The 14699-nt window shown below is 52.9% G+C and carries 13 protein-coding genes; 10 read left to right on the top strand and 3 right to left on the bottom strand.

What is annotated here, in order from left to right; translation table 11 throughout:
* Nucleotides 1-23: 23 nt before the first annotated feature.
* The 6 genes from HMPREF6485_RS03245 (at nt 24) to HMPREF6485_RS03220 (ending at nt 5765) form a co-directional block, all read left to right on the top strand.
* Nucleotides 24-2033 (top strand): LTA synthase family protein, encoded by a 2010-nt coding sequence (locus HMPREF6485_RS03245; protein WP_004344646.1) that lies wholly within the window; start codon nt 24-26, stop codon nt 2031-2033.
* Nucleotides 2030-3013 (top strand): lysophospholipid acyltransferase family protein, encoded by a 984-nt coding sequence (locus tag HMPREF6485_RS03240; RefSeq protein WP_004344645.1) that lies wholly within the window; start codon nt 2030-2032, stop codon nt 3011-3013. The genes HMPREF6485_RS03245 and HMPREF6485_RS03240 overlap by 4 nt, the downstream gene beginning before the upstream one ends.
* Nucleotides 3010-3906, top strand: coding sequence for a glycosyltransferase family 2 protein (locus HMPREF6485_RS03235; protein WP_004344644.1), 897 nt, complete (start codon nt 3010-3012; stop codon nt 3904-3906). Before HMPREF6485_RS03240 ends, HMPREF6485_RS03235 begins: the two co-directional genes overlap by 4 nt.
* Before the next feature lie 32 nt (nt 3907-3938).
* Nucleotides 3939-4721 carry a DUF5672 family protein gene (locus HMPREF6485_RS03230; RefSeq protein WP_004344643.1) on the top strand — a complete coding sequence of 261 codons (783 nt, stop codon included), beginning with the start codon at nt 3939-3941 and terminating at the stop codon, nt 4719-4721.
* A gap of 541 nt (nt 4722-5262) precedes the next feature.
* Nucleotides 5263-5505, top strand: coding sequence for a hypothetical protein (locus tag HMPREF6485_RS03225; protein WP_004342003.1), 243 nt, complete (start codon nt 5263-5265; stop codon nt 5503-5505).
* A complete protein-coding gene (locus tag HMPREF6485_RS03220; RefSeq protein WP_004342004.1) occupies nt 5487-5765 on the top strand; it encodes a Txe/YoeB family addiction module toxin in 279 nt (92 codons plus the stop codon). Before HMPREF6485_RS03225 ends, HMPREF6485_RS03220 begins: the two co-directional genes overlap by 19 nt.
* Nucleotides 5766-5946: 181 nt before the next feature.
* On the opposite strand, the gene glf is transcribed toward HMPREF6485_RS03220, so the two are convergent.
* Entirely contained in the window at nt 5947-7140 is a 1194-nt protein-coding gene (gene glf / locus HMPREF6485_RS03215; RefSeq protein ID WP_004344640.1) for a UDP-galactopyranose mutase, read from the bottom strand.
* 169 nt (nt 7141-7309) lie between these two features.
* On the opposite strand from glf, the gene HMPREF6485_RS03210 reads away from it, so the two are divergent.
* Nucleotides 7310-8377, top strand: coding sequence for a C1 family peptidase (locus tag HMPREF6485_RS03210; RefSeq protein ID WP_004344639.1), 1068 nt, complete (start codon nt 7310-7312; stop codon nt 8375-8377).
* An 81-nt stretch (nt 8378-8458) separates the two neighbouring features.
* On the opposite strand, the gene HMPREF6485_RS03205 is transcribed toward HMPREF6485_RS03210, so the two are convergent.
* Together HMPREF6485_RS03205 and HMPREF6485_RS03200 are read right to left on the bottom strand one after the other, a co-directional pair.
* On the bottom strand, nt 8459-9190 hold the full coding sequence (locus HMPREF6485_RS03205) for a nitroreductase family protein (protein ID WP_004344638.1): 732 nt from the start codon (nt 9188-9190) through the stop codon (nt 8459-8461).
* A 99-nt stretch (nt 9191-9289) separates the two neighbouring features.
* Nucleotides 9290-9550, bottom strand: a complete 261-nt coding sequence (locus tag HMPREF6485_RS03200) for a SemiSWEET family transporter (protein WP_004344637.1) — start codon at nt 9548-9550, stop codon at nt 9290-9292.
* 196 nt (nt 9551-9746) lie between these two features.
* Between HMPREF6485_RS03200 and ychF the strand changes: the two genes are divergently transcribed.
* From ychF to HMPREF6485_RS03185, 3 genes are all read left to right on the top strand, one after another.
* The gene (ychF, locus tag HMPREF6485_RS03195; RefSeq protein ID WP_004342009.1) at nt 9747-10850 is read left to right on the top strand and encodes a redox-regulated ATPase YchF; all 1104 of its coding nucleotides are present in this window, start codon (nt 9747-9749) and stop codon (nt 10848-10850) included.
* Nucleotides 10851-11019: 169 nt separating this feature from the next.
* Entirely contained in the window at nt 11020-11865 is an 846-nt protein-coding gene (gene lgt / locus HMPREF6485_RS03190; protein WP_004342010.1) for a prolipoprotein diacylglyceryl transferase, read from the top strand.
* 172 nt (nt 11866-12037) lie between these two features.
* Nucleotides 12038-14581: an alpha-L-arabinofuranosidase C-terminal domain-containing protein gene (locus HMPREF6485_RS03185; RefSeq protein ID WP_044125781.1), complete on the top strand. Its 2544-nt coding sequence runs from the start codon at nt 12038-12040 to the stop codon at nt 14579-14581.
* The last annotated feature ends 118 nt before the right edge of the window (nt 14582-14699 follow it).

The raw sequence follows: 14699 nt of genomic DNA, 5'->3' as shown, positions 1-14699 counted from the left end.
GGACCAAAGAAAACAAAGCAAGTATGATGCAGAGAAGGAAATTTGGATTGCTTGACACCATCGTGTCGCCGGCAGTGGCCCTCATGGGCAACCTGCTCATGGCATACGTCGTCTATTTCATTGCCCGTGTGGCCTATCTCTTGGAGAACTACGGAGCGTTCTCTGAAGGGCTGTCCCTGTCTCATCTTTGCATCATCTTCGGGGGGGGACTCGTGTTTGACACCTCCGCCATCCTCTACACCAACATGCTCTACATCGTGATGATGCTCTTTCCGCTTTCGTTCAAGGAAACAGCTGTCTATCACCGGATATGCAAATGGCTCTTTGTCGTGGTCAACACGCTGGCGCTAATCATCAATCTCTGCGACTCCGTCTACTTCCCCTACACGCTGCGGCGCACCACCACGAGTGTGTTTCGGGAGTTCGACAACGAGAATAATCTTGGTGGCATCTTCTTCACCGAACTCCTCCGCCACTGGTATTTTATCCTCTTGGTGGTCATAGTGGCTTTCCTGCTATGGAAATTCTATCTCACTCCCCGCACTTTCAGCCGACAATACCAAACGTTGAAGCAGCGTCTGGTTTTCGCCGGCGTGATGCTTGCCTCGCTGGCCGTGGCCACTCCGCTGGTCATTGGTGGCTGTCGGGGCGGCTTGGGAACGGGTGTGCGCCCCATCACCATTAACAATGCCAACCAATATGTAAGCAGTCCGAAAGAATGCGCCATCGTCCTGAATACCCCGTTTGCTCTCCTGCGCACCATCGGTAAGAGTGTATTCGTGGTGCCCGACTACTATCACAGCCAACGAGAGCTCGATGCCGTGTTCACCCCCATACACCGGCCGCAGCCCGCACACGCCTTCCGGAAGAAAAATGTGGTGGTGCTCATCGTTGAAAGTTTCGGCCGTGAATACATCGGAGCGTTCAACAAAGACCTCGAAGGAGGCCGCTACCGGGGCTATACACCCTACACCGACAGGCTCATTGCCAAGAGTCTGGTGTTTCGCCACTCCTTTGCCAACGGTCACAAGAGCATTGACGGTATGCCATCTGTGCTCTGTGGCATTCCGATGTTTGTGGAACCCTTTGTGCTCACGCCCGCTTCGATGAACACCTACACCGGTTTGGCCGGCCTGCTGGACAAGGAAGGTTACGAGACGGCTTTCTTCCATGGTGCCAACCGGGGCTCTATGGGCTTTCTCGCCTTCGCCAACAAGACCGGCTTTCAAGAATACTACGGCCGGCAGGACTACGATGCCGACACCCGATTTGGCGGCGATGCCGACTTCGACACCAACTGGGGCATTTGGGACGAACCCTTCCTGCAATACTTCTGCACCAAGATGGGGGAGATGCGGCAACCTTTCATGACGGCTCTCTTCACCGTTTCGTCCCACCACCCTTTCGTAGTGCCCGAGAAATACAAGAATGTCTACAAGGAGGAAGAGCTCCCCATTCACAAGTGCATACGCTACACGGATATGGCCATCGGCAAGTTCTTCGAGACGGCTGCCCGCCAACCGTGGTTCAAGAACACCCTCTTCGTGCTCACCTCCGACCACACCAACCAGAGCAACCACGATGAATACAAGAGCGATATCGGCACGTTCTCCGCTCCCATCATCATCTACGACCCAAGCGGAGAAATCAAACCGGGCGTGAGCGATGCCATAGCCCAGCAAATAGACATCATGCCCACGGTGCTGAGCTGTCTGGGCTATGCCAAGCCCTACCTTTCCTTCGGATGCGATCTGCTCACAACACCGCCGGTGGAAACCTACGCGCTGAACTACATCAACGGTGTCTATCAATACACCAAATATGGCTACGTGCTCCAATTCGACGGCAAGCAGACCAAAGGACTCTATGCCTTGACCGACCGTGTGATGGCGCATAACCTGCGGGGCAAACTCCCTGTGCAGGCCAAAATGGAGCGTGAAATCAAAGCCATCATCCAACAGTACATGTACCGCATGGTAAACGACAAGCTGATGCCTGACAGCCATCCAAGCAAAAGAAACCAAACAAGATGAAAAGAATCAAGCACGCACTCTACTATATAGCCTACACGCTGGCCTACGGCTTCTGGTATCTCATGTCGCTGTTGCCTCTGCGGGTGCTCTATGTGCTGTCCGACCTGCTCTGCCTGCTCATGGCCCGTGTGATGAAATACCGCCACAAGGTGATATGGAAAAACCTCACCGAGTCGTTTCCCGAAAAGAGCGAACAGGAATTGAAGCAGATTGAGCGCGGCTTCTATCATTATTTCTGCGACTACATCGTGGAAACCATCAAACTGATGACCATGAGCCGGGAGCAACTCATGCAGCGCATGACCTTCACAGGACTTGAAGAACTCAACAAGGTGCTGGCCGACGGACAGTCCGTAGCCGTCTACTTGGGGCATTACGGCAACTGGGAATGGATCACAGCCATGCCCCACTGGATTACCGGCCAAGCACTTTGCTGTCAACTCTACCACCCGCTTGAAAACGAATATTTCGACCGCCTGTTCAAATATGTGCGTGAGCGTCAGGGGGCACTCTGCATCTCCATGAACGAGTCGTTGCGAAAGATTCTCCAACTCGGCCGTGAGGGCAAACCGTTGGTTGTGGGCTACATTTCCGACCAGTCGCCTCTCTGGTGGAACATCCACCACTGGGTGGACTTTCTACACCACGACACACCCGTATTCACCGGGGCCGAGCGCATTGTCAAGCACACCCGTCAGGCTTTCGTCTACGGCGATGTGACACGTGTGAGCAGAGGGCATTACAACTGCGAAATGAAGGTGATAAGCCGGAATACAAGCCAAATGAATGACTTCGAAATCACCGACATCTATTTCCAAATGCTCGAAGAGACCATCCGCCGGCAGCCGGAGTGCTACCTCTGGAGCCACAACCGGTGGAAGCGCACCCGCGAAGGCTTCAACTACTATTGCTATGTGGACGAGAACGGAAAAGTGATGATGCGCAAGAATGTAGGACAAAATAACGATACCACAGAATGAAGATAACAGCCGTCGTAGTGACTTTCAACCGCCTCGAACTGCTCAAGCAGGGCATCGAGTGTCTGCGCAAGCAGCAAAAGCTGACCGGTATCATCGTTGTGAACAACGGTTCCACCGATGGCACCCGAGAATGGCTCGACGCCCAACCGGGCCTCCTCGTGGTGCATCAGGACAATGTGGGCGGTTCGGGCGGCTTCTACACGGGCATCGAACGGGCTTATAGTGAGGGAGCCGACTGGATATGGTGCATGGACGACGATGTGTTTCCACGTCCCGACTGCCTCGACCGCCTGCTGCCCTACACCGACCGGCCGGAAGTGGGAATCCTCTCGCCCCGCCGTCTGCTCGAAGGCAAGGTGTTCACCCACGAGTTCCGACACTTCAATTTCACCAATCCCGTAGGTTCTTTGCACAGTCGCAAACTGGCCAAACAACAAGTAAACCAAGCCACAGAGATTGTGGGGGCCGACTTTGAGGGGCCGTTCATCTCCCGGCGCGTGGTGGAAAAAATAGGTCTGCCCAACCGCGAACTCTTCATCTTCTGCGACGACACCGACTATTGTCTGCGCGCCCATCTGGCCGGTTTCAAGCTCCTCTACATCCCCGAAGCCCTGATGGACAAGCACAAGTTCTTCTCCAACGATACTTGGACCAGCCGCAACCGGAAAAAGAAGTGGAAACGCTACTATCAGGTGCGCAATGAAGCCTATCTCAACCACCACTACGGGCGCAACTTCGGAGTGCGCTATCTGCGCAGTTTCATCGGTGTGGCGGGCTACATCATTCCTGCATTGCTCTCCATGCCTTTCACCGAGGCTTGGCAGTGGAAAGATCTCTCCATGCTCTGGACGGCCTATCAAGACGGCATACACGAGCGGTTGGGCAAGAGATAACCTCTCTGCGCCCTGCATCAACTGACAATCTTATGGCTCACAAGAACGTTCTCATCATCATCCCCGTCTACCGGCCCGAACTGAAAAGTTACGAAGCCGCCGCCCTTGCCAACAATCTGGAGAAACTGGCCGACTATCCTGCCGTGTTTCTCAAGCCGTCCGGCCTCGACCTCGGTGCCCTCCATGTCCAATATCCGCAGGTGGGCGAGGTGGAGGTGTCACCCCAATGGCTCGGTACGGCCCGCGGCATAGCCGGTTACAACGAGATGATGATGTCGGCCGACTTCTACAGTCTCTTTAACGACTACGAGTACATACTCATCTGCCATGTCGATGCCTGGGTGTTCCGCGACGAACTGGACGACTGGTGCCGGCGCGGCTACGATCACGTGGCGGCCCCTTGGCCCACCCGCAAACGCTATACCCGCTTCCCACTCAAGCAATACCTTTGGCTCAAACTCCGCCTCAAGCCTGCCCATAAGATACTCCATTGCCAGATGTTCGGACGCATCGGCAACGGCGGTTTCTCCCTGCGCCGTGTGTCGGTCTTCCGTGACGCCTGTCTGAAATATGCCGACGAGATAGCCCGCTTCAACGCCCAAGAACATGTCCTCTACAACGAAGACCTCTTCTGGGCCCTCATTCCACAAGAGCTCCGGCTGCCCACCGTGCCCGAAGCCCTCAAGTTTTCGTTCGACCTCAAGCCCCGTCTCTGCTACGAGCAGAACGGCCGTCAGCTGCCCATGGCCTGCCACGGCTTCAACAAACCCATGCGGGCAGACTTCTGGCGGCAGTTTTTGCCCCCGATCATTTGACCAATAATCTCCCCGCCCCAGCCAATGTTTAGTGGGGAGACTTTCGGATAGATAATTGTCAAACTATTTATTCGTTTTCAGCCTCTCTGCTTGCGATATTTGCAACAAGCAACCTGCTCGTCGAAAATAATCGATTTTGGCGGCATTTTTAAAGTGCTAATAATCAGCCGTTTGAATTTTCTCAACACATATCAGAGCCCAAAAACAGCCCTGAAAGGGCCCAAACGGGCTTGCAAAAGGGCCACAGTTGCAATGCAACTGTGGCCCTTTCGGCATTCAACTGTGGCTCTTTCACAAGCTCGGAGAGCCTGAATATGAAAATCAGCTGACTTTTACGGTGATTTCAAACCACCTTCCCATTCTGGTTGGAAGATTTTGACGGATGTGTTTTTGTTGATATTATTCGCTATCATCCAATATCTTGTGGCATCACCTTCCACCGATTTTTATAAATAGGTGTACACAAATAAGTACGCGGAAATTTGCAAACTTGAAATAAAACACTTATCTTTGTTCGAGATAACATTAGATTCATAGAGTCATGCAAGTAATCACAACAAGAGAATTTAGAGCCAATCAGAAAAAATATTTCGATTTGGCCGAGAACGAGACGGTTTTTATCGCTCGTAAAAATGCCCGTCCGATAGTCCTCAACGTTGCTGACGACGATGATTTCTTGTCCAAGAAAGAACTTCTGGCTATTCAGAAAGGACTGGAAGACATAAAAAGTGGCAGAACGACAAAAATTAAAGACATAAACAATATATGGGACAGTATTCTGTAGAACTTGCGGGAACATCGAAAAAGGATTTGCAGAAAATCTACAAATCAGGAAACAAGGCTGTCATTAAGAAAGTTGAGACCTTGTTTCTTGAATTGTCAGAACACCCATATACCGGGACAGGGAAGCCGGAGCCACTGAAATATTTGCCCAATATGTGGTCAAGAAGATTGGATCAGAAAAACCGGTTGCTTTATACCATTGACGAAGATATTGTAACCGTCTACGTGGTTTCCCTTCAAGGACACTATGATGACAAATAAAACAAGCAACGAGAATTCTTATCTCGAATTTACCAAATCTATTATTGACAAACAAAACTAAACGAAACAAAAGGACGGGCATATAATGTTGCTCGTCCTTTATTCGCTTCATTTGTGAAATTCGCCGACACTCACATAGATTGTTATCCACGAAAGAAGTGCGTTTACCCCTATTCACATTTCAGTCGATTTCCATTCCCAACACCTGCTCGATGATGGGTGCCATGTCGTAGTATTTATATTCAGCCAACCGGCCTCCGAAGACAACATTCCGCATAGTTGCCGCCAATTCGCGGTACTGTCCGGCCAGCCGGCTGTTCTTTTCGTCGTTCACGGGATAATAAGGTTCCATGCCATCCTGCCACTCCGTGCTGTATTCCCGCGAGACCACGGTCTTGGGATTGGCATACACGGCAGGGCCGAAACTCTCGAAATGCTTATGCTCGATGATGCGCGTATAGGGAACGTCGGCCTCGGTGTAGTTGACCACGGCATTGCCCTGATGATTGGGCTCATTAAGCACTTCGGTCTCAAAGCGCACCGTGCGGTAGTTGAGTTTGCCAAAACGATAGCCGAAAAACTCATCCAACTGCCCGGTATAGACAAGCGTGGCAGCCTCAGCCTCCCGGGAGCCGGAAGTGCAGCCGTCGGTCGGGGGCATCGTGAATTGCCATCGGCCGGATGCCCCTTGCTTACAACCGATGTCGAAGAAGTCAACCCCCGTCACGGTCTCCACCCCTGCAAGCAGACCATCGATGAGTTTGTTGTAGCCACCGATGGGTATTCCCTGATAGGCATCGTTGAAATAGTTGTTGTCAAACACCATGCGCACAGGCAATCGCTTGATGATGAAAGCCGGCAGTTCGGTGCATTTGCGCCCCCATTGCTTCTCGGTGTAGCCCTTGATGAGCCGCTCGTAGATGTCGCGCCCGATGAGCACCTGCGCCTGCTCCTCAAGATTGCGCGGTTCGGTGGCCCCGTCGGCCTGCATACGGGCCACGGCTTCGGCCCGCTGTTCGTCGAGTTTGGCCTGCGCCTCTGCAGGGGTGGTCACACCCCACACGGCATAGAAAGTGTTCATGTTGAACGGCAGGTTGTAGAGCCGCCCCTTATAGTTGGCCACGGGCGAATTGGTATATCGGTTGAACTCCACGATGCTGTTGACGAAATTCCACACCCGCTTGTTGCTCGTGTGGAAAATATGAGCACCGTAGACATGCACATTGATGCCTTCCACGCTCTCGCAATAGACATTGCCTCCCAAGTGGGGGCGCTTGTCTATCACCAGACAACGCTTGCCGGCCTGCCGGGCACGATAGGCGAAAGTGGCTCCGAAAAGGCCGGAACCCACTATCAGATAGTCGTATTTTTCCATATCAGTGTGTGTTGGGAGGGAAATATGCCAATGAGAAAAAATTCATTGCCGTGTCATTCGCACTCATTTTCTATCCTCCGATATTTATAACTTCATTTGCAAAAATAGCTTTTTGATTTGACATTTACAAGTGATTGAAAGGAAAATTCACTAACTTTGCATCATCGGAATGAAACAGAAAATCATCATAGCCATGGCCGGACTGGCCCTCTTGACGGCCTGCACCCGCAGGCAGCCTCAACGGCAGAGGGCAGGAAAGATACGGATGGAGGCGTACGTGAAGTGTACACCCGCGAAAGACCAGGGGCGCAGCGACCTGTGCTGGGTCTATGCCATGCTGGCCACCATCGAAAGTGAGCGGCTGATGATGGGCGACTCGGTGAATCTGTCACCGGCTTTTGTGGCCCGCATGATGATGCGCGAACAGGCCACAGACTATTATTTCTCACGCGGAAAGCACCCCATCAGCCTGCGAGGTATGGCATCCATGACCTTGCGCTACATGGAAAAATACGGTATGCAGCCTTACACTTTCGAGGAAGAGAAGCATCCGGCCGACTATGGCACGCTCTGCCGAAAGGCCATGCTCATGGGCAATGAGGCCATCACCCACCGCACGGGACCAGACAACTACCTCGCACGGCTCGACAACCTGCTCGACGAAGAGACAAACTTCTCTCCCTTGCGGTTCGTACACATGCTCGGAGCTGAATACACCACGCTCCAATTTGCCCAAAGCGTGTGTCTCCCGGGAGATTATCTCTCACTCACAAGTTTCACCAACCATCCCTTCTTCCGCTCATTTGAACTCGAAACACCCGACAACCGCCTGCGCGACACATTCTACAATCTGCCCCTCGACACACTCATGGCCCACATCAGGCAGGCACTGCTCACAGGCCACCCTGTGTGCTGGGAGGGCGACATCAGCGAACCGGGATTCCGCTCGCCTGTCAACGGGTGTCTGGTGACGGAAAAAGAAGAAGGACACACAGCCACCCAACAAGAACGGCAACGTGACTTCGACCGGTTGCTCACCACCGACGACCATGCCATGGAGATGGTGGGGATGTTCCGCCTGCGGGGACGAACCTATTTCGTCTTCAAAAACTCGTGGGGCAAAAATTATGGCAACGAGGGCTTCGTCTACCTTTCGGAAAACTATGTGAGAATGAAAACCATCGCTGTGTTCATGAGCCGCAATGCCTATAAGGGGGTGCCGCTCAATCAGCCGTAGGCCTCTCTTGGCTACACGTATCTGCCAAAAGGCAAATGCAGAAGCAAAGTTTATTGCACTCCAAGACAGTCCCAATGCCTGCTATTGTCCCACTCTGTGGTAGGTTTCTTCAAAAGGCAGACGGAAACGGTCGCCCCAAACGCCGTCGGGAAGGCGCACGCCGCAGGTAACCACCATGTTAATTTCCACCCCGTAGGGTAGCCCGAGTGCTTTCTTTACCAACCGACTATCGAATCCTTCGAGCGGACAGGTGTCATAGCCGGCTTCGCTCATGGCCAGCATGAACGTTTGCACAGCCAGCGCACAACTCTTGTGTACCACCACCCGCATGTCACTCTCGGACACCTGATGCACGATAGGGCGGAACAGACCGATCGTCTGGGCAAGCATCTTGCGGGCCAATCCGGCCAGTCCGAAGCAGCGCGAGTAGAGGAAAGGTATCACCCGATCATAATAGAGATGCTGCTTTGCCGTGCGCTTCAACTGCTTATCGGCAGGACTGTTGCGCCGTATGTTACCCTCCTCAAAGGCAATAACGGCACGGGCATGGCTGTGATAGCGGTCTTGCCGGGTGACAAACACCACCATCTGCCGGGCCGAACGGGCCGTGAGCTGATTGAAGCAGGCCCGGCTCAACTTCTTCAGCACAGCCTCATCGGTCACATGATAGCACTCCCACAGCTGCATATTCGAACTCGTGGGAGCCAGTGTGGCCATTTCCAAACACTGCTTCACCCGCTCCGCGTCAATCAGTCGGGCCGGGTCGAAATGCCTTACGGCCCGCCGATGTTCCAGAATCTCTTGTAAATTCATATCTCTTGCTGTTTATTTAAGTTTGGGAATTATAAGGAGTTACCGGAAGCCAAAGGCGTTGGAGACCCCACTCTTAACTCCTCATTCCCCCCGATTGCTCTATAACGCCGTGAAAGCGGCCACGAAGCCGAAGATGATACCGGGCGTATTGGCTATGGCCAAAGGCAGGTCGCGCTTCTCCTTGAAAAGTCCGTAGGCCACCCACAACGTGCAGTTGATGCCGGCCATGAAAGGCTGAATGAAAGTGCCCTTATGCCCCTCCAGATTGTTTTGTATCTGGGGGAAATAGAATACATACATCAACACTGAGGTGGCCATGCCTACCCAGCCCATGGTACCGAAGAATTTTTCTTTTGTCATTTTGTCTTTTAACTATAAAACGAGTTCTACTTTTTATCTGCCGGGAGTCAAGACGATTCCCGAAATATCTATTTAATGTCACAAATATAAGGATTAAAATTGAATAATGTCGTTTTATTTGTGTATTTTTGCACTATCAATCAAATTATCGGCCGACAACCCCAATCGGCTCATCATAAAACGTTTAGAAGATAAAATGGCTTTAAAATGCGGCATCGTGGGACTCCCCAACGTGGGCAAGTCCACACTTTTCAACTGCTTGTCGAGTGCCAAAGCGCAGTCGGCAAACTTTCCTTTCTGTACGATAGAACCCAATCTGGGCGTTATCACCGTGCCCGACGAGCGCCTCAACAAGTTGGCCGAGCTCGTGCATCCGGGACGCATCGTGCCTGCCACGTGCGAGATAGTCGACATTGCCGGACTCGTGAAAGGCGCATCCAAAGGAGAGGGACTGGGCAATAAGTTCCTGGGCAACATCCGCGAGTGCGACGCCATCATCCATGTGGTGCGCTGTTTCGACGACGACAACATCGTACGCGAGGGAGGCATGGCCGTAGATCCCATTGCCGACAAGGAAATCATCGACACCGAATTGCAGCTTAAAGATCTCGAAACCATCGACGCACAGCTGGCCAAACAGCAGAAGACGGCGGCTGCGGGCAACAAGGATGCCAAGGTGATGGTGACAGTGCTGGAGGCTTTCAAGGAGGTGTTGGAGCAGGGACGCAACGCCCGGGAGGTGAGTTTCGACAGCAAGGAGGAACAACAGGCGGCCCACGACCTGTTTCTGCTCACTACAAAGCCCGTGCTCTATGTGTGCAACGTGGATGAAGCGAGTGCCAAAACAGGCAATGACTACTCGCGCCGGATAGAAGAAATTGCTGCCCGAGAAGGGGCCGAGGCAATGGTTATCGCCGCCAAGACGGAGGAGGACATCGCTTCGCTTGAAACCTACGAGGACAAGCAGCTGTTTCTCGAAGAACTCGGACTGACGGAGAGCGGCGTGAACCGACTCATCAAAAAGGCCTACGCGCTGCTCAATCTTGAAACGTTTATCACGGCCGGAGAGATGGAAGTGAAGGCCTGGACTTACCACAAGGGATGGAAAGCACCGCAGTGTGCGGGCGTCATACACACCGACTTCGAAAAGGGATTCATCCGTGCCGAGGTCATCAAGTATGACGACTACATCCGTTATGGCTCTGAAAGTGCCGTTCGAGAAGCCGGGAAACTGGGCATCGAGGGCAAGGAATATGTGGTGCAGGACGGCGACATCATGCACTTCAGATTTAATGTATAATCTTTTTTCAGGAGTTAGAGGAGTTAAAAGGAGTTAGCACTCGCTTCGCTCGTTAGGAGTTAAAAGAATAGTCTTATTGCCTGAGTTTATGAAACTGTTAGAAGTAAAGCTGTTGTCTTGACCCCCTTTCACCCCTTAACTCCCTTAACTCCTACAAAATCAAACTAACATGAACCACCTCTTATACATCGTTTGGGGCCCGAGCGAAACAGCTTTCCACCTCGGTCCGCTGGCCATCCGCTGGTATTCGCTTTGCTGGCTCATCGGTCTCGCCTTGGGCTATCTGCTCATGAAGCGGCTCTACAAGGAGCAGAAAATAGCCGATGCCAAGTTTGAACCGCTGTTCATCTACATCTTTGTGGGTGTACTGCTGGGTGGAAGACTCGGCCATTGTCTGTTCTACGAACCGGAATATTTCCTCAGTTCGTTCGAGCATTTTGTGGAAATGATAGTGCCCATGCGCCATTTGGCCGACGGCAGTTGGAAGTTTGTGGGCTATCAGGGGCTCGCCTCCCACGGCGGCGTGATCGGTATGCTCATCGGCATCTACCTCTATTGCCGCAACACAGGCGTGGGCGGATGGGTCGTACTCGACAATATGGGCATCTGTTCGGGCATCACGGCTACATTCATCAGACTTGGAAACCTGATGAACAGTGAAATCATCGGCAAGGTGACCGACGTGCCATGGGCTTTCATCTTTGAGCGCGTAGACCAATATCCACGCCATCCGGGACAGCTCTATGAGGCCATCGCCTACGCCTGTTTCTTCCTCATCATCTATATGGTCTACCGGAAGAAAGGCCCCGAGACCGTGGGCAGCGGCCTCTACTTCGGTCTTTGTCTCACACTCATCTTCACTTTCCGCTTTTTGATAGAATACACCAAAGAAATACAAGAGGCCTTCGAGGCCGGCCTGCCCATCGACATGGGACAGATATTGAGCATCCCATTCATCGCCATCGGCCTTTGGGCGATGAGGAGAAGCAGGCGAGTGAATAAAGTAGACAAGTAAACGAGTGGACAAGTAGACAAGTTATTTGTCTTCTCAAACAGGTGAAGCTTGTAAGTTGTTTGGCAAACAACTCGTTTACTTGTCCACTCGTTTACTTGTCCACTTATCTACTCGAATCCCCTAATAATCCATAACCCGTCAACTCATCTACTTGTTTACTCATCAACTAAAAATGAAAAAACTACTTTCCTTCCTTGCTGTCGCAGCCGTGGCAGCCATCGGCAATGCCCAAAGTGTGAAGCCGGCATACTCCGTTTTGGGAAAAGACACCATCTGCCAGGTATTCATCTATTCGCCCGGAGACAGGGCCGGACTCCATCTTGCCTATCTGGACGACAACGACCGGTGGCAAGATGTGGGCCAGCTGTGCTCGTCAGACTACGGCCGGTGGGGCTCTGAGAAAAGGATGTACCACCCGTTCGTGCTCCACGCCTCCGACGGAACGTGGCGCGCCGTGTGGTCGGTGAATGACTATGCGCCCTGCATCGCCGCAGCCTACAGCGAGGATCTGATTACTTGGAGGCCCCAGGACTACCCGCAAATGTCGGTGCAGGGATGCCGGAAACCCATCATGTTTCAGATGGAAGACGGGACTTTCGACATCTATTTCCACTCCGACAAGGGCAACCGCTATGTCCATGCATCCAACGACTTCCGCACTTTCAAGGAGGATGAGGAACCCAGCACCATAGAAGACGTGGTGTGGACGCGCGACACGGCCACCGTAGGCGGAAAGCACTATGAGGGCAATCTCTTCGACATTCCCAAACTACACCTTTCTTATATAAACGACTATTTCCGCGCTCTGGGTGCCGACGGCATCATGAGCAGCGAGAGTATGGCGCAAGACAGTGAGCGTTTCAAGACGCTTACGGGCCTCAAGGCGCGGGTGACGGTGGACAAAGCACAGACGAAAGCCATCAGTGACAAGCTCGTCGGGGTGTTCTTCGAGGATATAAGCTATGCCGCCGACGGAGGTCTGTATGCCGAACTCATCCAAAACCGCGACTTCGAATACAATGAGCGCGACCATAAAGGATGGTCGCCCTCCACTGCCTGGCATTCGCCGAAGCCCATCAAAATTGCCACGGACAATCCCCTGAGCAAGAACAATCCCCACTATGCAGTGCTGGCGACCGACACCTTGCAGAACGAAGGTTGGGACGGCATAGCCGTGAAGAGCAGCCAACAGTATGCCTTCTCTTTCTATGCACGCAACTTGGGAACAGACAAGAAGCAGTTGCAGGTGGCACTGGTGGGCGACGACGGGCGCGAACTGGCCAAGGCAAAATTCAAGCTGCAAGGCGAAGGATGGACACAATACAGAGCCTTGCTCAGCGTGAAAGCGGACAAGAACGCTCCGACAGAGAGCCTGCACAACGCCCGGCTTGTGATCGTTCCCAAAGGGGAAGGCGAAGCGGCGATAGACATGGTGTCGCTCTTTCCGCAGGACACCTACAAGGGCCACGGGCTCCGCAAAGACCTCGCCGAGACGATTGCCGCCCTGAAACCTAAGTTTGTGCGGTTTCCGGGCGGCTGCATGAGCCACGGAGACGGACTCGACAACATCTACCATTGGCACCACACCATAGGCCGACCGGAAGACCGCGTGCCGGACAGAAACATCTGGAACTATCACCAAACACGCGGACTGGGCTTCTACGAGTATTTCCAATTCTGCGAAGACATCGGCGCAGAGCCCCTGCCGGTGCTTGCCGCTGGCGTTCCCTGCCAGAACTCTTCCAACAACGCCTGTGGCTACGGCGGACAGCAAGGGGGCATCCCCATGGCCGACATGCCGGCCTATTGTCAGGAGTTTCTCAATCTGATAGAGTGGGCCAACGGAGATCCGGCAACCTCCAAGTGGGCGAAGATGAGGGCCGACGCAGGGCATCCGGCTCCGTTCCACCTCAAATACATCGGTGTGGGCAACGAAGACATCATCTCCACGCCCTTTGAGGAGCGTTGTCTCATGATATGCAAGGCCATCAAGGAGAAGTATCCCGACATCATCGTGTGCGGCACGGCAGGGCCTTTCCACTATCCGTCGGCCGACTACATAGAGGGTTGGAAGTTTGCCAAAGAGCACCACAACATCATCGACATGGTGGACGAACACTACTACGAGAGCACAGGATGGTTTATGAACCACTTGGACTATTACGACCATTACGACCGCAAGGGTCCGAAAGTGTATGTCGGAGAATACGCTTCGAGAACACGTACGTTGGAGTCGGCGTTGGCCGAAGCACTCTTTCTCTGCCACGTGGAGCGCAACGCCGATGTGGTGAGCATGACAAGCTATGCGCCGCTTTTGGCTAAAGACGGTCACCACAACTGGAATCCCGACCTGATCTATTTCGACAACACTGCCGTCACCACCACGCCGAGTTATGAGACGCAACGCCTTTTCTCGGCCTACAGCGGCGACCACTACACGGCATCCACGATCACAGCACCCGATGTTCCGGCCAACAGACTGGCCTCGAGCGTGGTCTCCGACAGCAAGACGGGCAAGACCTACCTGCGTCTCGTCAACGCCTTACCTGTGGAAGTGGACTTCGAGGTAGGCGGACTCTCCATCCCCACAGGCTCACGGATAACCGGTTTCAGCGGCCTACCGGCTGATAAAAAGACGGAAACCGTCACTTCTTCCGTCACCAAAGACAACCATATTTCACTGCCTCCGTATTCCGTAAGGAACATTGAGATATGATTTTTTAAGGAGTTAAGGGAGATAGGGAGAGGAGTTAAGGGAGTTAAGGAGTGAAAGGGAGTTAAGACAATAGCTTTGTTGCTTGATCCATCGACAATATCAAGATGTAAAGCCGTTG

It is taken from the genome of Segatella buccae ATCC 33574 (assembly GCF_000184945.1).
Lineage (GTDB): Bacteria > Bacteroidota > Bacteroidia > Bacteroidales > Bacteroidaceae > Prevotella > Prevotella buccae.
This window is presented reverse-complemented; position numbering and strand designations above follow the sequence as displayed.

What these genes read in the sequence shown, in the direction of transcription:
- HMPREF6485_RS03245 (WP_004344646.1), top strand. Translation starts at nt 24, where the DNA reads ATGATGCAGAGAAGGAAATTTGGATTGCTTGACACCATCGTGTCGCCG.
- HMPREF6485_RS03240 (WP_004344645.1), top strand. Translation starts at nt 2,030, where the DNA reads ATGAAAAGAATCAAGCACGCACTCTACTATATAGCCTACACGCTGGCC.
- HMPREF6485_RS03235 (WP_004344644.1), top strand. Translation starts at nt 3,010, where the DNA reads ATGAAGATAACAGCCGTCGTAGTGACTTTCAACCGCCTCGAACTGCTC.
- HMPREF6485_RS03230 (WP_004344643.1), top strand. Translation starts at nt 3,939, where the DNA reads ATGGCTCACAAGAACGTTCTCATCATCATCCCCGTCTACCGGCCCGAA.
- HMPREF6485_RS03225 (WP_004342003.1), top strand. Translation starts at nt 5,263, where the DNA reads ATGCAAGTAATCACAACAAGAGAATTTAGAGCCAATCAGAAAAAATAT.
- HMPREF6485_RS03220 (WP_004342004.1), top strand. Translation starts at nt 5,487, where the DNA reads ATGGGACAGTATTCTGTAGAACTTGCGGGAACATCGAAAAAGGATTTG.
- glf (WP_004344640.1), bottom strand. Translation starts at nt 7,140, where the DNA reads ATGGAAAAATACGACTATCTGATAGTGGGTTCCGGCCTTTTCGGAGCC.
- HMPREF6485_RS03210 (WP_004344639.1), top strand. Translation starts at nt 7,310, where the DNA reads ATGAAACAGAAAATCATCATAGCCATGGCCGGACTGGCCCTCTTGACG.
- HMPREF6485_RS03205 (WP_004344638.1), bottom strand. Translation starts at nt 9,190, where the DNA reads ATGAATTTACAAGAGATTCTGGAACATCGGCGGGCCGTAAGGCATTTC.
- HMPREF6485_RS03200 (WP_004344637.1), bottom strand. Translation starts at nt 9,550, where the DNA reads ATGACAAAAGAAAAATTCTTCGGTACCATGGGCTGGGTAGGCATGGCC.
- ychF (WP_004342009.1), top strand. Translation starts at nt 9,747, where the DNA reads ATGGCTTTAAAATGCGGCATCGTGGGACTCCCCAACGTGGGCAAGTCC.
- lgt (WP_004342010.1), top strand. Translation starts at nt 11,020, where the DNA reads ATGAACCACCTCTTATACATCGTTTGGGGCCCGAGCGAAACAGCTTTC.
- HMPREF6485_RS03185 (WP_044125781.1), top strand. Translation starts at nt 12,038, where the DNA reads ATGAAAAAACTACTTTCCTTCCTTGCTGTCGCAGCCGTGGCAGCCATC.